Annotated in this window: 14 protein-coding genes and 4 tRNA genes; 10 read left to right on the top strand and 8 right to left on the bottom strand. The window is 71.9% G+C overall.

The genetic code is table 11. The annotated features are described in order from the left end of the window. Nucleotides 1–7 precede the first annotated feature (7 nt). Complete coding sequence (locus tag PV343_RS28955; protein ID WP_319149943.1) at nucleotides 8–163, bottom strand: hypothetical protein; 156 nt, start codon at nucleotides 161–163, stop codon at nucleotides 8–10. A gap of 278 nt (nucleotides 164–441) precedes the next feature. Here PV343_RS28955 and PV343_RS28950 point away from each other — a divergent pair, with 278 nt between their 5' ends. Then, nucleotides 442–1278, top strand: a complete 837-nt coding sequence (locus tag PV343_RS28950; RefSeq protein ID WP_387953697.1) for a helix-turn-helix transcriptional regulator — start codon at nucleotides 442–444, stop codon at nucleotides 1276–1278. A gap of 187 nt (nucleotides 1279–1465) precedes the next feature. On the opposite strand, the gene PV343_RS28945 is transcribed toward PV343_RS28950, so the two are convergent. After that, a complete protein-coding gene (locus PV343_RS28945) occupies nucleotides 1466–2314 on the bottom strand; it encodes a hypothetical protein (protein WP_319149941.1) in 849 nt (282 codons plus the stop codon). 168 nt (nucleotides 2315–2482) lie between these two features. Beyond that, complete coding sequence (locus PV343_RS28940; RefSeq protein ID WP_319149940.1) at nucleotides 2483–3211, bottom strand: methyltransferase domain-containing protein; 729 nt, start codon at nucleotides 3209–3211, stop codon at nucleotides 2483–2485. 305 nt (nucleotides 3212–3516) lie between these two features. On the opposite strand from PV343_RS28940, the gene PV343_RS28935 reads away from it, so the two are divergent. After that, complete coding sequence (locus PV343_RS28935) at nucleotides 3517–5442, top strand: helix-turn-helix domain-containing protein (protein ID WP_319149939.1); 1926 nt, start codon at nucleotides 3517–3519, stop codon at nucleotides 5440–5442. 78 nt (nucleotides 5443–5520) lie between these two features. Here PV343_RS28935 and PV343_RS28930 read toward each other — a convergent pair whose 3' ends face one another. From PV343_RS28930 to PV343_RS28920, 3 genes are all read right to left on the bottom strand, one after another. Beyond that, the gene (locus tag PV343_RS28930) at nucleotides 5521–7743 is read right to left on the bottom strand and encodes a DEAD/DEAH box helicase (RefSeq protein ID WP_319149938.1); all 2223 of its coding nucleotides are present in this window, start codon (nucleotides 7741–7743) and stop codon (nucleotides 5521–5523) included. A gap of 216 nt (nucleotides 7744–7959) precedes the next feature. Continuing rightward, on the bottom strand, nucleotides 7960–8478 hold the full coding sequence (locus tag PV343_RS28925) for a hypothetical protein (protein WP_319149936.1): 519 nt from the start codon (nucleotides 8476–8478) through the stop codon (nucleotides 7960–7962). 103 nt (nucleotides 8479–8581) lie between these two features. Further along, entirely contained in the window at nucleotides 8582–8932 is a 351-nt protein-coding gene (locus PV343_RS28920) for a metallopeptidase family protein (protein ID WP_020940940.1), read from the bottom strand. Between the two features lie 83 nt (nucleotides 8933–9015). Here PV343_RS28920 and PV343_RS28915 point away from each other — a divergent pair, with 83 nt between their 5' ends. From PV343_RS28915 to PV343_RS28880, 8 genes are all read left to right on the top strand, one after another. After that, entirely contained in the window at nucleotides 9016–10563 is a 1548-nt protein-coding gene (locus PV343_RS28915; RefSeq protein WP_319149935.1) for a metallophosphoesterase family protein, read from the top strand. An 80-nt stretch (nucleotides 10564–10643) separates the two neighbouring features. Next, nucleotides 10644–10716 (top strand) — tRNA-Glu (locus PV343_RS28910). Between the two features lie 36 nt (nucleotides 10717–10752). After that, a tRNA-Asp gene (locus tag PV343_RS28905) sits at nucleotides 10753–10827 on the top strand. A 24-nt stretch (nucleotides 10828–10851) separates the two neighbouring features. Then, nucleotides 10852–10925 (top strand) — tRNA-Phe (locus tag PV343_RS28900). A 129-nt stretch (nucleotides 10926–11054) separates the two neighbouring features. After that, entirely contained in the window at nucleotides 11055–11375 is a 321-nt protein-coding gene (locus PV343_RS28895; RefSeq protein WP_319149934.1) for a hypothetical protein, read from the top strand. Nucleotides 11376–11478: 103 nt separating this feature from the next. Further along, the gene (hrpA, locus tag PV343_RS28890) at nucleotides 11479–15435 is read left to right on the top strand and encodes an ATP-dependent RNA helicase HrpA (protein ID WP_319149933.1); all 3957 of its coding nucleotides are present in this window, start codon (nucleotides 11479–11481) and stop codon (nucleotides 15433–15435) included. 96 nt (nucleotides 15436–15531) lie between these two features. Next, nucleotides 15532–15606: transfer RNA gene (locus PV343_RS28885), tRNA-Asp, on the top strand. A 147-nt stretch (nucleotides 15607–15753) separates the two neighbouring features. Next, nucleotides 15754–15981, top strand: coding sequence for a DUF6274 family protein (locus PV343_RS28880; protein WP_319149932.1), 228 nt, complete (start codon nucleotides 15754–15756; stop codon nucleotides 15979–15981). 490 nt (nucleotides 15982–16471) lie between these two features. Here the strand turns inward: PV343_RS28880 and bldC are convergent, their stop codons facing one another. After that, nucleotides 16472–16678, bottom strand: coding sequence for a developmental transcriptional regulator BldC (gene bldC / locus PV343_RS28875; RefSeq protein WP_003949541.1), 207 nt, complete (start codon nucleotides 16676–16678; stop codon nucleotides 16472–16474). 520 nt (nucleotides 16679–17198) lie between these two features. Next, nucleotides 17199–18041, bottom strand: coding sequence for a hypothetical protein (locus PV343_RS28870; RefSeq protein WP_319149931.1), 843 nt, complete (start codon nucleotides 18039–18041; stop codon nucleotides 17199–17201). Between the last annotated feature and the right edge of the window lie 93 nt (nucleotides 18042–18134).

Raw genomic sequence — 18134 nt, 5'->3', positions numbered from 1 at the left:
GCTTCGGTCAGCCCCATTCCGGGTCGTGGGCGGGGGTGTTGGCCGACTGGGCGGCCGTCTGCGCGTGGGTGGCCGCTTCGGCCGACTGGGCTCCGAGCCCGAGGAGGAACATGAGGGCGAATATCGCGGTGAATCGCTTGGCACTCGCTTCTATGGAATTCATACGGATTCCCTCCCAGGTGGCTGATAGGCGCTGCTGCCTTCCGCCGCGAGAAGCATGCCGCAGTCCGGGGCCGGATTTCTTCGCTTGGTAGCCTCGTGATCGCGCATTGCGCATTTCTGAAGGGGGAACGAATGTGCAGGAAGTCGGACAATCCCTCCCATCCTCATGTGGTCAGGCTCTGCGACGAGGGTCTGGCCCGGTACCGGCAAGCGCTTACGAAAGGTCCGATTGATGGGGATGTCCCCGACTGCCTCGTCGAGTTGGGGCTGATGCGGCCTTTGGCCGAAAACCCGCGGATCATGGGCGTGGTGCCGCCGGACATCGCGGTGAGCGAGTTCTGCCGGCCCATCGAGCGCGCCATCCTCGTCCAGCAGCAGGCCGTCGCGGCCGTACGCGAGGCGCTGAGCGCGGCGGAGGACGTCTACCGCGAGGAGCAGGGCACCGCCTCGGCCGACATCCGGCTGCTGCACGGGGAGGACGTGATCAGCGCGGCGCTGCAGAAGTCGGCCGACGCCTGCCGCGCGGAGCTGCTGACCGCCCAGCCGGGCGGGGGCCGGGCCACCGCGCTGCTCAGCAAGGCGCTGCGCCGGACCCTGGAACTGGCCGAGCGCGACATCCGCCAGCGCACGCTGTACCAGCACTCCGTGCGCACCCACGGGCCCACGCTCGCCTACATCGAGCAGGTGTCGGCGGTGGGCGTCGAGGTGCGCACCCTCAACGAGCTGTTCGACCGGCTGATCATCTTCGACCGCAAGATCGCCTTCATCCCCGACCCGCGGCACGACCTGAAGACGACGGCCCTGACCATCGAGCACCCGGCGATCGTCCACTACCTGGCCACGGTCTTCGACCACGCCTGGCAGCGCGCGGAGCCGCTCAGCATCACCCAGGAGCAGGCGCGCCCGCCGCTGATGACCGACGAGACCCGGCGCACCGTCCTGCGGCTGATGATCGAGGGCCACACGGACGCGGCCATAGCCAAGCGCCTGGGCATCAGCGCGCGGACCGTCTCCACCCACATCGGCCGCGCGGCGGAGGCCCTGAACAGCAAGAGCCGCGCCCAACTGGCCTACGCCCTGGCCCAGTCCCGCCTCCTGGAGGACGCCCTGAGCTGACCTCCCGCCCGCGAAGGGACCCGAGCGAAGACCACCCGCGGCCGCCGACGACGGTGCCGAGCGGACCCCACCCGCGGCCGCCGACGACGGTGCCGAGCGGACCCCACCCGCGCCCGCCGACGATGGCCGCACGGGTGGTGGGGTGGGAACGGACTCCCGCCGAAGGCGAAGCCGGGCGTGCGGGCGCTCAGGACCCCGCCGACACCCCGGCGGCGGCCGCCAGCACCTGCGCCACGTCCGCACGCCCCGCGCAGGCCGGCACCCCGAGCACCGGCCGGTCCGGCATCCGCGCCCGCATCGCCCTCAGGACCGGGTCGAGCAGCCGTGGCGCCGCGATCACCACCAGCTTCCCCGGCCGCCCCGCGATCTCCCCGGCCGCAGCGGACAGCCGCGCCTCGTCCACGTACACCAGATGGGCGTGGCCGAGCCGGGGTGCCGCCGCCCGCGCCGCCAGGGCCAGCCGCGTACCGGCCGCGCCCACGGAGACCAGCCGGGTGTCGGCGGCCGTCCCGGTCAGCTCCCAGGACACCAGCGGCACTTCGCCCTCCCCGTAGGCGGCCCGTACCGTCCCCGGCCCCTCGCCCAGCACCAGGCAGTGCGGCCGCGGGGACCGGGCGGCCTGCCGCACCACCGCCCGGATCTCCGCCTCGCCGCACGGCACCGCGAGCGGCACCCCGGGCATCCGCCGCACCTCGTCGTAGCCGTCCGGGAACGCCTCGGGCGGCACCACCACCGTCGCGCCCGCCTCCAGGCAGTCCCGCCACCACGCCGGCGGCACCACCGGCCGCCCCTCCCCCGCGCCGCCGCCCGCCGTGAGCACCACGAACGGCCTGAACCCCGCCGCGCCCAGCCCCGTCGCCATCTGCGTCATCACCGAGCCCACGCTGGGCAGCGAGAAGAAGCGGTCCGGGTGGGCCGCCTCGAACGGATGGTCCTTGGCGCGGGACAGGGTCTCCAGGCAGACGACCCGGCCGTCCCGCCCGGCCACCGCCGTCAGTTCACTGTGAAAGGCGTCCCGCCACGAATGGGTCACCACGCCACCACGCTCCCCCGTCTGCGGGCCCCGGCGGCCGGACCTCACCGGCGCGTGCCCGCGTCCAACCGCCGCCCGGACGGCGGCGGGCCGGTCGTTCCCGCTGCGCCCGTTCCCTCCCGGTCCGCGGCCCGGCCGCCACCCGCGGCGCCCCGAGGCCGGCACCGCCGGTCAGCCGTGGTCCCCGCCGTCCGCGAGGACCTCCAGCAGCAGGTGCTCGACGACGTCGTCGCCGTACTCCCCCTCGACCACTTCCACCGACCGCACCACCCGCAGCTCCCGCCCGCACGCGCGGGCGATCCCGTGCAGCTCGTCAAGGTCCCCGCGGCTGCTGAAGTGCAGCAGGGCCCGGCCGCCCGGGGCGAGCCGCCGCGGCGCCTCGGCCAGGTACCGCCGGTGGGCGCGGTAGCCGGGGTCCACGTAGGCGCGTTCGTGCATGCACCGGTAGGTGTAGTCCTCGGGCGCGCGCACGTAGTTGGAGCTCCAGAAGACCATGTCGAAACGTTCCTGCTGAAGCGCGGAGAACAGATCGCTCCGCACCGCCCGTACCCGGTCACCCACCCCGTGCCGCACCGCGTTGAGCGCCGCGTTCTCGACCGCCCGGGGGTTCACGTCGGCGGCCACCACCCGCTCGCACCCGGCGAGCGCGCCCCGCACCGCGATGACCCCGGTCCCGCAGCCGATCTCAAGGAAGGAACCCGCCCAGTCGCCCGGTCCGGCGTCCGCGAGACCGAGCAGTTCGAGCGCCACGGCGGTCGACGGCGAGAAGACGGGGGCAAACACTTCGTCAAGAAGATCCCAGCGCAACCCCATCAGATCGAACTCGGACGGCCGGTCCGGGCGCGTGAGCGACAGGTGACTGCGCTCCAGCGACCGTACATAGCTCTGCGTTCCCGACATGTTTTCCCGTCCCCCCGTCGGACATCCCACGACCGCGCGAGCGGGCCGACCCGGCGCGCCGTCAGGGCTTATTGTCGGGTGACCGGACGTCACACAGGAATGTGCAGGGGTAACCGCTGCGGACCGGACGGACGGTGTTCCGGTCACCGCGGGGCGGGCCGGTGTGTGCGAATCCGGCCAAAGGTCAGCTCAAGGCTACTGGTTCTAGCCATCGTTGACTCCCGTCATGCACGCAATCTAGGTTCACGAAAGCTCGGCAGAGCCACGCGCCGCAGGCGCCGCAGATCAAACTGGGGGTGAGGTCGGTGCGGCACACGGACGACTTCGTGCAGGACGAACTGGTCAGACTTCTCGAACTGCTCGCGAGCGAGGCCCCGCCCGACCGCTTCGAACCACCCCCGGACGCCGGCACCGGCGAGTTCGTGCCGGCGGAGTCCCTGGCCCTCCTCGAGCGCGCCCGCACCCTCGCCCGCGACATCCACGGCCTGTTCGCCCGCCGCCAGCAGCGCGAGGCCGCCCTCGCCGCGCTCGTGGACACCGCACGGGAACTGACCCTCCCGTACGACGTGGACGCGCTGCTCCAGGTGATCACCCGCCGGGCCAGGCTGCTGCTGAACTTCGACATGTCGTGGATCGCTCTCAGGGACGCCGCCGACGGCCGCTCCTACGTGCGCATCTCCGACGGCCACGCCTCGACCCTGACCCCGGGCTTCGTGGTCCCGGCCCAGGGCGGGGTCGGCAACGCGGCCGCCGACCGCTCCGGACCCTTCTGGACCTCCGACTACCTCGGCGACGACCGCTTCCCGCACTCGGCGGCCACCGACGAGGTGGTCGCGGCCGAGGGGCTGCACGGCCTGATGGCGGTGCCCCTGAAGGAGGGCGGCGACACCTTCGGCGCCCTCTACGGCGCCGACCGCTCGGTCCGCCACCTCACGCCCGACGAGATCACCCTGATGTCCTCGCTCGGCGACCTGGCCTCCCTGGCCATCAAGAAGGCCCGGCTGCTCGCGCAGACCCAGTCCGAGCTGAGCGAACTCGAACTCGACGTGTCCCGGGCACTGGACTCCTCCACCGCCGAGCGCCTGGTCAGCGGTGTACACACCCGGCTCATCGACATGGTGCTCAGCGGCCACGGACTCGGCGAGATGGCGGGCCGCGCCGCCGCCGAACTGGGCGGCGCCCTGATGGTGCGGGACGCCACCGGCCGGACCCTGGCCGTCACCAACGGCTTCCCCCGCGTGGACGAGGCGGAACTGTTCCAGCGCACCCTGGACGCCCACACCGAACTCGCCCCCATCCGCTCCGGCGACGGCCTGTGGCTCTGCCCGGCCGTCGCGGGCCGCGAGGTGCTCGGCACGCTGATCCTGGCCCCGCGCGGCCCCGCCATCGAGCACCAACTGCGCCTGCTGCGCGCCACGGCCCAGTCCGTCGCGGTCCTGCTGCGCATGCAGGCCGGCGCCGAGACCTCCCCCGACGGGGGCCGCAGCCGACTGCTCCAGGACCTGATCGTCGACTCGCCGCGCGCGCCCGAGCAGCTCGCGGTGCACGCCCGGCGGCTCGGGGTCGCCCTGGAGGACCCGCACGTCGTGCTCATCGCCCGGCCGGACGGCGGGGCGAGCGGCCGCGCGCTGGTCTGGGCGTCGTCGTACGCCCACCGGATGGCGGGCCTGCAGACCATCGTCGACGACCGCCTCGTGCTGCTGGTCCCGGGCACCGACTCGGCGGCCGCGGGGCGGGCCGTCACCGCCGAGCTGTCCACGGTGACCGGCCGCCGGGTGACGGTCGGCTCGGCCGGGCCGGTCGCCCACCCCGGCCTGGTCCACGGCACCTACCAGGAGGCCAGACGCTGTCTGGAGGCGCTCACCGCGCTCGGCGCCGACGGCGGCAGCGCCTCGGCGCAGGAACTGGGCTTCCTCGGCCTGCTGCTCGCCGACAGCCCCGACATCACGGCCTTCGTACAGACCACGATCGGCCCGGTGCTCGCCTACGACGACCAGCACTGCACCGGCCTTGTCCGCACCCTGGAGGCGTACTTCGCCTCCGGCGGCAGCCCGCGCCGGGCCGCCGAGGCCCTGCACGTCCACCCCAACACCGTCTCCCGGCGCCTTGAACGGATCACCGAACTCCTCGGGTCCAGCTGGCAGGAGCCGGTGCGGGCCCTGGAGGTGCAGCTCGCGCTGCGGCTGCAGCGCACCCGGCACGCCATCCGCCCACCCATGTCCACCTGCTGAAAAGGCTGCGGGCCCCGGAGAGATCCGGGGCCCGCAGCCTTTGTTCGCGGGGACCGGCGGTCAGCCGGTCACCCTGTGTCAGCCGTTGCGCTTCCAGCGCGGCTTGTCGTCGCGGCGGCCGAAGGAGCCGGAACCGGAGCCGGAACCGGAGCCGGAGCCGCGGTGGTCGTCACGACGGCCGTAGGGGCGGTCGTGACCGGCGGAGCGGAAGCCCGGACGGTCGTCGCGGCGGTCGCGGTTGAACGGACGGTCGCTGCCCCGGTGGCCACCGCGCTCGTCGCGGCGGAAGCCGCCCCGCTCGTCACGGCGCTCGAAGGAACGGCCACCACGGTCGCGGTCGAACGGACGGCGCTCGTCGCGGCGCTCGAAGGAACGCCCGCCACGGTCACCACCGCGGTCGCCACCCCGGTCACCCCGGTCGTCGCGGCGCTCGAAGGAACGCCCGCCACGGTCGCCACCGCGGTCGTCACGGCGCTCGAAACCACGCTCGCCACGGTCGCGGTCGAACGGACGACGCTCGTCACGACGCTCGAAGGAACGGCCACCACGGTCACCGCCACGGTCGTCGCGACGCTCGAAACCACGGTCACCGCGGTCGCGGTCGAACGGACGACGCTCGTCACGACGCTCGAAGGAACGCCCGCCACGGTCACCACCGCGGTCACCACGGTCGTCACGGCGCTCGAAGCCGCGCTCGCCGCGGTCGCGGTCGAAGGAACGGCGCTCCCGGCGCTCGTACGGCGCCGAAGCCGCCGGGCGCTCGTCACGCTCGGTCTCGCGCTGGGCCGGCTCCTCGGCCACGGCCGGCTCGGCCACGGCCTGGGCCGCGGTCGCCTGGGCCTCGGCCACCGCGCTCTCCGGGTCCTCGCCGCGCTCGCGGGCGACCCGGGCGACCAGCCGGTCGGCCTCCTCGCGCAGCTCGGCGGCGCGGCGCTGGGCGCGCTCCAGCTCCCTGGTGAGCTGGGCGAGCTCACGCTCGGCCTGCTGCGCCGCGTTGTTCGCGGACTCCGCCTGGACCTCGGTCATCGACCGGGCGCCGGTGATCTCGGCGACCTCCGGCTCGAAGGCGCCGGCGCCCTGGATGATGTGGCGCGCGGCGTCGACGCCCGCGTCCTCCATCAGGCGGAAGATCTGCCGCCGCTGGTGCGGCAGGGACAGCGAGACGACCGTGCCGGTGCGGCCGGCACGCGCGGTGCGGCCCGCGCGGTGCAGGTAGTCCTTGTGGTCGCCGGCCGGGTCCACGTTCAGCACCAGGTCGATGCCGTCCACGTGGATGCCGCGGGCGGCGACGTCGGTCGCGACGAGCGCGTTGACGTAACCGTCCTTGAAGTCGGCCAGCGTCCGGGTGCGGGCGCCCTGGGTCATGCCGCCGTGCAGCGCGTCGGCCTTCACACCGGCGTCACGGAGCTGCTCGGCGATGCGGTCGGCGCCCAGCTGGGTGCGGACGAAGATGATCGTGCGGCCCTTGCGGGAGGCGATCGCGGCGGTGACCGGCGCCTTGTCCTTGGGCTTCACGATGAGGATGTGGTGCGACATGGTCGTGACGTTGCCCTGGGCGCTGTCGACCTCGTGCGTGACCGGGTTGGTCAGGTAGCGCTTGACCAGCGTGGAGATCTCGTTCTCCATCGTGGCGGAGAACAGCATCCGCTGGCCGCCCGCCGGGACCTGGTCGAGCAGCTCGGTGACCTCGGGCAGGAAGCCCAGGTCGGACATCTGGTCGGCCTCGTCGAGGACCGCGATCTGGGTGTCCTCGAGGGAGCAGGCGCCGCGGTTGATGATGTCGCGCAGCCGGCCCGGGGTGGCGACGAGGATGTCGACGCCGCGCTCCAGGGCGTAGATCTGGTTGCCCATCGACGTACCGCCGCAGACGACCTTCATCTTCAGGCCGAGGACGTCGCCGTACGGCTGGAGGGCGTCGGCCACCTGCATGGCCAGCTCGCGCGTCGGGGTCAGGATGACGGCGCGGGGCTTGTGCTTCTGGGTGCGGCCGCCGGCCAGCGTGGCCAGGGTGGGCAGACCGAAGGAGAGGGTCTTGCCGGAGCCGGTGCGGCCACGGCCGAGGATGTCCTTGCCGGCCAGGGCGTCCGGGATGGTCGCGGCCTGGATCGGGAAGGGGGTGGTCACACCGTTCTGCGCGAGCTTGCGCACGACGCCCTCGGGAAGCCCGAGGTCGGCGAAGGTGATCTCAGGGGTGTCGGTGGTCTGGGGGGTGTCAGTGGTCTCGATGACCTCGGTGGTCACGTCGTCGAGCTCGTTCTCGTTCTCGGACACGACGATGTGATCAGTACTGGACACGGACATGCGAATGCGAAACCTTCCGGAGTCTCTTCGGCACGCGCCCGTCAACTCCGTGATTCGCTCTACGACCGCCTCAATGCGGTCCGCCACGGCAAAGGAGAGTACGCGCCACACGGCGCGCTCTGCAGTGGCGCCGGGCAAATGGGATCAAACGATCTACCACCATACGCACCCCCGGCCCCCGAAGGCAAACCGCTCCATGGAGACCCTCGTCACTCCCTACACCGGCACCCCCGCCCGCGGCGCCGGCTCCCGCTGCGCCAGTTGCGGCTCCGGGTCCTCGTGCGCCGAGGACGACGGCTCGGCCGACGGCTGATCGGTGGGAGGCGCCGGCGGAGTGGTCGCCGGGGGCTCCGGCGGGGCGGAGGTCGCCGGGGGCGTCGGGTGGTCCTCGGTCGGCGCCGGGTCTCCGGAGGCCGCGCCGCCTCCCGGCCGGCCCGGCTTCGACGGCGCCGCGGACGTGCTGTCCGCGCCGGACGGCGTGGCCGACGCCGACGCCGACTCGCCCCGCTTCGCCTTGCCGCCGTGCCCGTGCTTGCCGTCGGCCGCCCGGCCGCCGTACCCCGGACCGCCGCCGCCCCCTCCGGGACCGCCGTCCGGCGCCTCACCGCCGCGCTGCCCCGCCGAGTGCGCCGGCCGGGCCCGGCCCGCGTCGTCACCCACGCTCACACAGCCGGCGGCGGTCGTGACGGCCAGCACCACGACGGCCAGACGGACGGGTACGTACAAGGGGCGCACGGCGGCCACCTCCGCGGAAAAGAAAGGGAGTCAACCTCCCCAACTCCCGTCGCCCGCAAGAGGACACGCGCCACGTTCGAACCGGACCCGGTCCGGCCCCCGGTCACCCGTACCCGAGCGCGTGCAGCCGGGCGTCGTCGATCCCGAAGTGGTGGGCGATCTCGTGCACCACGGTCACCTCGACCTCGGCCACCACGTCCGCCCGGGACGCGCACATCCGCAGCGTCGGGCCCCGGTACACGGTGATCCGGTCCGGCAGTACCCCGGCGTACCACTCGCCCCGCTCGGTCAGCGGGGTCCCCTCGTAGAGCCCGAGCAGCTCGGGATCGTCCGCGGGCGGTTCGTCCTCGACGAACACCGCGACGTTGTCCATGAGCCGCGTCAGCTCCGGGGGGATCCGGTCGAGCGCCTCGGCGACCAGTTCTTCGAACTCCTCGCGCGTCATCTCCAGCACACCGTCATTCTCCGGCACCGGGGCGCGGACCGAGAGTGCGCGGCCGCCGCATACCGGCGACGGTGTCCGGGCATACGGCCCCAATGGCCCGCGTCCCCGTCGCAGCCCTGGACCGCATGCTGAAACGCCGCACCCGCCCGTCCGCCCGCCCGCTCCCCGCCCTCGAACTCGCCGACCGCCCCCGGCCGTGGCTGAACGCCCTCGGCCTCGCCGCGGTGGTGCTCGTCGGCGCCTGGCTGGGCCTGCTCGTCGTCGGCAACGTACGGGCACCGGTCGGCCCGGTGAACACGACCATGGCGCTGCGCCCGTCCCTCACCGGCGGCACGAAGATCAACGTCTCCCCGCTCGGCGCGCTGACCCTGGACAGCCACGTCGCCCCGGTCCGCCTGGACGTCAACGTCGACCAGCTCGACCCGCTGCGCTCGGCGGCCCTCGTCGACCACCCCGAACGGCTCTCCGGCCTCCAGGACGAGGTGGCCCGGGACGTGGAGCACGGCACCCTCGACCTGGCCGTGCGCTCCTCGGTCGCCGTGGTCGCCGGGGCGTGCGCCCTCGGCCTGGCCGTCTACCGCCGTCCGGGCCGCGCCCTGGCGGCCGGCGGCCTGGCGCTCGCCCTGCTCGCCGCCTCGGGCGCGACGGCGTACGCCACCTGGAACCCCAGGTCGGTGCTCGAACCCCGGTTCTCCGGCCTGCTGTCCTCCGCGCCGTCCGTGGTCGGCAACGCACGCAGCATCGTCGCCGAGTTCGACGTCTACCAGAAGGAACTGGCCCGCCTGGTGACGAACGTGACCAAGCTCTACGACGTCACCTCCACGCTCCCGGCCTACCAGCCGGACCCCTCCACCCTGCGGGTCCTGCACGTCTCCGACGTCCACCTCAACCCGGCGAGCTGGAAGATCATCGCCTCGCTGGTGAAGCAGTACAGGGTGGACGTGATCGTCGACTCGGGCGACACGATGGACCACGGAACGGCGGCGGAGAACGGCTTCCTGGACCCGATCCCTGACCTGGGCGCGCCGTACGTCTGGGTCCGCGGCAACCACGACTCGCGGGTCACCCAGCGCTACCTGCGGCACCTGAAGAACGTGCACGTCCTGGACGACGGCCGGGCGCTGACCGTCGGCGGCCTGCGCTTCGCGGGCATCGGTGACCCCCAGTTCACCCCCGACCGCTCCCAGGCCCGCGGCGGGGACGCGGCCGAGCGGCTCGCGGGCGACCGCCTGGCCTCGGCCCTGCGCGACCAGCGGGCGGCCGGCACGCCGGTGGACGTGGCGATCGCCCACGAGCCCGTGGCCGCCCGGGAGACGGACGGCGAGGTGCCCCTGGTGCTGTGCGGGCACCTGCACCACGAGGACACCGAGGTGCTGAAGTACGGCACCCGGCTGCGGATGGAGGGTTCGACCGGCGGCAGCGGCCTGCGCGCGGTGGAGCGCCGGTACCCGGCGCCCATCGAGGCCTCGATCCTCTACTTCGACCGCGACACCCGCCGCCTGCAGGCCTGGGACGCGATCCAGCTCGGCGGTCTGGGCCTGACGACGGCCGAGGTCAGCCGCCACCTGCCGGAGGAGAACCTGCCCGGCGCCACCCCCGCCCCGGTGGCCTCCCCGCCCTCGTCCCCGGCGTCCCCGTAAACCGTTTTGGCGATACTCCCCGCCATCCCATATGCTTCTCACGTCCCCGACGCGCTGCGAAGCGCGCAGGCGGGCCGATAGCCCTCATCGTCTAGCGGCCTAGGACGCCGCCCTTTCAAGGCGGTAGCACGGGTTCGAATCCCGTTGGGGGCACGCAAGATCGTGTGCGACACTGTTGCACACAAGCTTGGTCCTGTGGAGCAGTTTGGAGTGCTCGCCACCCTGTCAAGGTGGAGGCCGCGGGTTCAAATCCCGTCAGGACCGCTGAGGTTTCCCCGGAAGCCTCGTGGCTGGGTAGCTCAGTTGGTACGAGCGATCGCCTGAAAAGCGATAGGTCGCCGGTTCGACCCCGGCCCCAGCCACAACCTCGAAGGCCCCGTCCGTCCGGACGGGGCCTTCGTCGTGCGGCCCGGCGCCCGCTTGGCAGCGGGGGCGGGCGGCGCTACGTTCGGGCGGATCACACGGGTTTTCTCGGGGGGACGGGGGAGCGCATGGGCCAGGACCGGACCAGAGCGGTCGGGGACACCGACCTGGAGAAGTACCGGGCACGGTACGGGCTGATGGCGGTCGTCATCAGCAACTGCGCCATCGCCGCGGTCGCGATCTTCGGCGTGTGGCGGCTCGACGGCGACAAGGCCGTGGTCGTCGGCGTGCTGACCGCCGCCTTCACCGCGGTGAGCGGGACGACCACCGCCTACCTGGGCATCAAGGCCGTCTCCAACACCGCGCGGTCGATCGCCCTCGGGGACGGGTCGGCCCGACGGCCCAAGGAGCCGGACCCCGCCGCACCGCCCGCCCAGCGCGCCCCCTAGACGTGTCGGACACGCGCGGACCCGCCTCGGGGAATGGGCACGTGACGGCCGCGCGGCAAATCGTTCGCCAGCGATTTCCCCGAGGTGAGATCCTGGACCGCGTATGTCTACGCACCCAGCCCCCGCCCTCGGCACCCTCGCCCCCCGTCTGACCGAGCTGTCGCTGCGCGACGCGCACCGGCTCGGCAGGCGGCTCGAGGGCGCGCGCAAGATCCGTAAGCCGGAGGCCCGCGCCGCCGTCCTCGCCGAGATCGACGCCGAGGTCGGCAAGGCCGAGGCCCGGATGGCCGCGCGGCGCTCCCGTGTGCCCGTCGTCGGCTACCCGGAGCAGCTGCCCGTCAGCCAGAAGAAGGACGAGATCGCGGCCGCCATCCGCGATCACCAGGTCGTGATCGTGGCCGGTGAGACCGGCTCCGGCAAGACGACGCAGATCCCGAAGATCTGTCTCGAGCTCGGGCGTGGGGTCCGGGGCATGATCGGTCACACCCAGCCCCGCCGGATCGCCGCGCGCACCGTCGCCGAGCGCGTCGCAGAGGAGCTGGACACCCCGCTCGGCGAGACCGTCGGCTGGAAGGTGCGCTTCACCGACCAGGTGAACCCGGACGCCACCTTCGTCAAGCTGATGACGGACGGCATCCTGCTCGCCGAGATCCAGACCGACCGCGAGCTGCGCGCCTACGACACGATCATCATCGACGAGGCCCACGAGCGGTCGCTCAACATCGACTTCCTGCTCGGCTATCTCGCCCAGCTGCTGCCCAAGCGGCCGGACCTCAAGGTCGTCATCACCTCCGCCACCATCGACCCCGAGCGCTTCTCGCGGCACTTCGGCGACGCCCCGATCGTCGAGGTGAGCGGGCGGACGTATCCGGTGGAGGTGCGCTACCGCCCGCTGCTGGAAGAGGATTCGGACGACGCCGACCGCGACCAGATCACCGCGATCACCGACGCCGTCGAGGAGCTGATGGCGGAGGGCAAGGGCGACATCCTCGTCTTCCTCTCCGGTGAGCGGGAGATCCGCGACACGGCCGACGCCCTCACCAGGAAGCAGTACCGGTTCACGGAGGTCCTGCCGCTGTACGCCCGGCTGTCGCACGCCGAGCAGCACCGGGTCTTCCAGCAGCACACCGGGCGCAGGATCGTTCTGGCGACCAACGTCGCCGAGACCTCGCTGACCGTCCCGGGCATCAAGTACGTCATCGACCCGGGCTTCGCCCGGATCAGCCGGTACAGCCACCGCACCAAGGTGCAGCGGCTGCCCATCGAGCCCGTCTCCCAGGCCAGCGCCAACCAGCGCAAGGGCCGCTGCGGCCGTACCTCCGACGGCATCTGCATCCGGCTGTACAGCGAGGACGACTTCCTCGCCCGGCCGGAGTTCACGGACGCCGAGATCCTCCGCACGAACCTCGCCTCCGTCATCCTCCAGATGACCGCGGCCGGCCTCGGCGACATCGAGAAGTTCCCCTTCATCGACCCGCCGGACCACCGCAACATCCGTGACGGCGTGCAGCTGCTCCAGGAACTGGGCGCGCTCGACCCGGAGCAGAAGGACCCGCGCAAGCGCCTCACGGACACCGGCCGCAAGCTGGCCCAGCTGCCCGTCGACCCGCGCCTGGCCCGCATGGTGCTGGAGGCCGACAAGAACGGCTGCGTCCGCGAGGTGATGGTCATCGCGGCCGCGCTGTCCATCCAGGACCCGCGCGAACGCCCGGCCGACAAGCAGGCCCAGGCGGACCAGCAGCACGCCCGCTTCAAGGACGAGACCAGCGACTTCCTCGCCTTCCTGAACCTGTGGCGGTACGTCCGCGAGCAGCAGAAGGAGCGGGGCTCCAGCTCCTTCCGGCGGATGTGCAAGCAGGAGTACCTGAACTTCCTGCGCATCCGCGAGTGGCAGGACATCTACAGCCAGCTGCGCACCGTGGCCAAGCAGATGGGCATGCACCTGGAGGAGCCCGCTGCGGGTGCCGACGCCCCGGCCGACCGCGTGCACGTCTCCCTCCTGGCCGGCCTCCTCTCCCACATCGGGATGAAGGACGTGAAGGACGGCAACAAGAACGAGTACCTGGGCGCCCGCAACGCCAAGTTCGCGGTCTTCCCCGGCTCGGCGCTGTTCCGCAAGCAGCCGAGGTTCGTGATGTCGGCCGAGCTGGTGGAGACCAGCCGGCTGTGGGCCCGGGTCAACGCGAAGATCGAGCCCGAGTGGGTCGAGCCGCTCGCCGGCCACCTGCTGAAGCGGACCTACAGCGAGCCGCACTGGGAGAAGGACCAGGCGGCCGTGATGGCGTACGAGAAGGTGACGCTGTACGGCGTCCCGATCGTCGCGCAGCGGAAGGTGAACTACGGCCGGATCGACCCCGAGGTCTCCCGCGAGCTGTTCATCCGCAACGCGCTGGTCGAGGGCGACTGGCGCACGCACCACAAGTTCTTCGCCGACAACCGCAGGCTCCTGAGCGAGGTCGAGGAGCTGGAGCACCGGGCGCGGCGCCGGGACATCGTCGTGGACGACGAGACGCTGTTCGACTTCTACGAGCAGCGGGTGCCCGAACACGTCGTCTCCGGCGCCCACTTCGACTCCTGGTGGAAGCGGAAGCGGCACGAGCAGCCGGACTTCCTGGACTTCGAGCGGGAGATGCTCGTCCGCGAGTCGGCCGGGGCGGTCACCAAGGCCGACTACCCGGACAGCTGGCGGCAGGGGCAGCTCACGTTCCGGGTGACGTACCAGTTCGAGCCCGGCGCGGACGCGGACGGCGTGACCGTGCACGTCCCGCTCCAGGTGCTCAACCAGGTCACCGACGAAGGCTTCGACTGGCAGATCCCGGGCCTGCGCGAGGAAGTGGTCACGGAGCTGATCCGCTCCCTGCCCAAGCCGGTCCGCCGCCACTACGTGCCCGCGCCGAACTACGCGAAGGCGTTCCTGGACCGGGCGGTGCCCCTGCAGGAGCCGCTGACGGTGACGATGGCGCGCGAGCTGAAGCGGATGGTCGGCGTGCCCTTCGAGGCGGACGACTTCGACTGGGCCAAGGTGCCGGACCATCTGAAGATCACCTTCCGGATCGTCGACGAGCGGCGCCGGACGCTCGCCGAGGACAAGGACCTGGAGGCGCTCAGGCTGCGGCTGAAGCCGAAGGCCCGCCAGGCGCTCTCCCAGGCCGCGGCGGCGACCGCCTCCCGCTCGGGCGGCGAGTCCCTGGAGCGCACCGGCCTGACGGACTGGACGATCGGCACGCTCACCCGGGTCTTCGAGACGCGCCGGGCCGGACAGCCGGTGAAGGCGTACCCGGCGCTGGTGGACGACGGCGACACGGTCTCGGTCCGGCTCTTCGACACCGAGGCGGAACAGGCCGAGGCGATGTGGAAGGGCACCCGCCGGCTGATCCTGCGCAACATCCCGGTCAATCCCGCGAAGTTCGCTTCCGAAAAGCTGACCAACGCCCAGAAGCTGGCGCTCTCCGCCAACCCGCACGGCTCCGTGCAGGCCCTGTTCGACGACTGCGCGACGGCCGCGGCCGACCGGCTGATCGACGGCTTCGGCGGCCCGGTGTGGGACGAGGAGTCGTACCGCAAGCTCTACGACAAGGTGCGCGCGGACATCGTGGACACGACCGTGCGCGCGGTCGGGCAGGTGCAGCAGGTCCTGGCGGCCTGGCAGGCCTGTGAGCGCCGTCTGAAGGCCGTCCGCAGCCCCACGCTGCTGGCGAACCTGACGGACGTCCGCAAGCAGCTCGACGCCCTCGTGAAGCCGGGCTTCGTGACGTGGGCGGGCATACGGCGGCTGCCGGACCTGATGCGCTATCTGGTGGCCGCGGACCGGCGCCTGCAGCAGATGCCGACGAACGTCCAGCGGGACACCACCCGCATGGAGAAGGTCCACGAGATGCAGGACGAGTACGCCTGGCTGCTGGAACAGCTGCCCCAGGGCCGGCCGGTGCCCGCCGCCGTCCTGGACATCCGCTGGATGATCGAGGAGCTGCGGGTCAGCTATTTCGCCCACGCGCTGGGCACGGCGTACCCGGTCTCCGACAAGCGGATCGTGAAGGCGATCGACGCCGTCGCACCGTGACCGAACGCGCACAGGGGGTGAGTTCGACCAGGCGGCCCACCTCCTGTACAGTCTCTTTTCGCAGCGCAACGCGGTGAGCGGAGCGAGGCGAAACCTGGTCCTGTGGAGCAGTTTGGAGTGCTCGCCACCCTGTCAAGGTGGAGGCCGCGGGTTCAAATCCCGTCAGGACCGCACAGAGAGAAGGGCCCCCGCGAGGGGGCCCTTCTGCTGTTGTCGCCGAGGGCCCTGCCGCCCTCCGGCGCCCTTGACGACGTCCCCTTCCGCCGGTACCCAGGGACCAGGGCCCGTTCTCCCCTGTGCGGCCCCTGGAGGTGGCGTATGGCGGCATCGGCCAGGCACGAGACGCGGGCGCTGCTGAGGGCACACCTGTCGGCCGCCTCGTCGTACGGGCATCTCACCCGTCACTGCCCGATCTGCCACCGCCTGCTCCGGCTGGCCATGGACGCGCCGCCACCGGCCCAGGAAGCGGCCGCCGGGGCCGACGCGGCCGGGACGGCCGACGAGACGCTGGAGGCGCTGGAGGAGGAGAGCCCCCGAAGCGCGTGACCTTCGCGTCCGGCACGGAGCGCCGACTCCCAACACCCGCGTGTACGTGGCACGGTGGTGCGGTGCGGTGGAGCGGCCGGTTCCACTACCGCACCCGGTCCGGAGGCAACAAGCGCTGAGTCGTGTGACGGGTGTCACCGCATGAGTTTTCAAAAGGGCGGTATTTACCCCCCTCCTACAACTGGTCAATTTAATATGTGCAATTGCACCGACCGGAGGGGTCCTTCACAGCGGTTCCGACACCCCTCCCCAGACTCCGACAAGGCCGCTCACAGGCACGCCGGCCCGCCCACGAACAGCGCACAAAAAAGATCGCGCTGGACCCGGCGGAGTCCAGCGCGATCTACGACGCACCCTGTGTCGCTGCCTACAACGTTCTCTTCGGCCTGGGCGTGGGCCCTGTTGGGGCAGGTCCCGCGTCGCTCGGAGCTAGGGTTCCGGGCACGTCGACCAGTTGGGGGACCAGCCGGTTTGCCCGGTATTCAGTTGTTCAGGCCTCGCTGCGCTGCTGCGGGATGCCCGCGAGCAGTGCGCGGACTTCGGCCTCGCGGTAGCGGCGGTGCCCGCCGAGCGTACGGATGGACGTGAGCTTGCCGGCCTTCGCCCACCGCGTGACCGTCTTGGGGTCGACACGGAACATGGTGGCGACCTCAGCCGGGGTCAGCAGCGGCTCGGCATCAGGGGTGCGAGCGGTCATGAGCGGCCTCCTCGGGAGAACCGAACCTTCTCGGTTCTTTCCTCTAAATTCTGCACCTTGACCCGCGTTGCCCGAAATGGCGGACGCGAGTCGAGTCGGTTATAGGACGAACGGCTTGTCCTCGGCACTACAACTACACTATCTGTCCAGCCGCGTCGGCCAAACCGATGGAATTGCCCTCCCAGGTGTTCATCAGCGACGGAAGCCGATGGACCATGCCATAGCGGACAGTCACGCCACTGTGACGATCAGTCACAGTGGCGATCAGGAGGCACCAGACCCCCCAAAGCGTGCAATGCTGAGATTTCGCCCTCGTTGGAGCATAGTTGGGCGAACGGAGCCCTCCCCGGGCTCCTTGTCCTATTTTGGCACGAGGGGCGGCAAGAGGCGCAAGGGCCGTGTAAGTGCCGTCCATCACCCTTGAGGCAAAAGCCCGGATCGGGACCAACATCCCGTCAGGTGGTCTAAGTCCCGTAGACGGTACGTCGTTCGAGGAGATTTCGACCGTGACGTGCGTCACTCAGTTCGCGGAGCGCCGGTCCCGCACCGCACGCCACCGCTCCACCAGCCGCGCGTAGGCCGCGCCCGCGGCCGCCCCGTCGCCCCGTCGCAGCGACTCGATGCCCTCGGCCACGTCCGCCGCCGAGCGGTCGCCCTCCAGGTCGCCGGCCGGCACCGTGTGCACCAGGCCGCCGTAGTCCAGCTCCACCAGGGAGCGCGGGTGGAACTCCTCCAGCCAGCGGCCGACGTCCACCAGGCCGTCGATCAGCGGCCCCTCCCCCATGGCGTCCTTCAGGGTCCGCAGCGCCCGGGCCACCCGGCGCCTGGCCTGGACCATCGGGGTGCGGTAGCGCAGCAGCGGGGGCACCTCGGCGGCCCCCTTCTCGTACCGGCGCTCCTCGTCGGACACCAGGACGAACCAGTTCACCGGCACCTGCCAGGTCGCCGTGCGGATCCAGGGGCGGGCGTCCGGGTTGCGGGCGAGCCAGCGCTCGTAGTCCTGGGTCGCCTGGCGCCGCACGACCTCCGGCAGCACCGCCTCCAGGACGGGCCCCGGCAGCTCCTCGGGCAGCTCCTGCAGGGCCTGCCAGCCGCGCAGCCGGGTCCGCCACGGGCAGACGCAGACCACCCCGTCGGCCTCCAGCACGAACGCGTCACCGCTCTCGTGCACCGGCACCGGGATCGGCGGCGTGGGCAGCAAGTCGGCGAGCGAGCGCCGCAGTTCGTCCTGGTAGGTGGGGCGCTCGGGGCGCCGGGCGTAGCGCGCCCAGTGCGTGCGCTCCGGCTCAGGGAAGGCGGCCAGCGGCTCGTACACACGCAGGTACGCGGCGTACGGGACGACCACGGAGGACACCTTGGGCACGCCTGCTCCCTCCCCATCGGACCCGGCTCGAAACCACTGCAAATCGTCCCACGGTCATGCGTGCACGCACGGCACGGGAGAGTGATCCTTAAC

This window comes from Streptomyces sp. WI03-4A, from assembly GCF_033792105.1.
Classification (GTDB): domain Bacteria; phylum Actinomycetota; class Actinomycetes; order Streptomycetales; family Streptomycetaceae; genus Streptomyces; species Streptomyces collinus_A.
The sequence above is the reverse complement of the archived record's forward strand: the minus strand, read 5'-3'. Positions and strand labels throughout refer to the sequence as shown.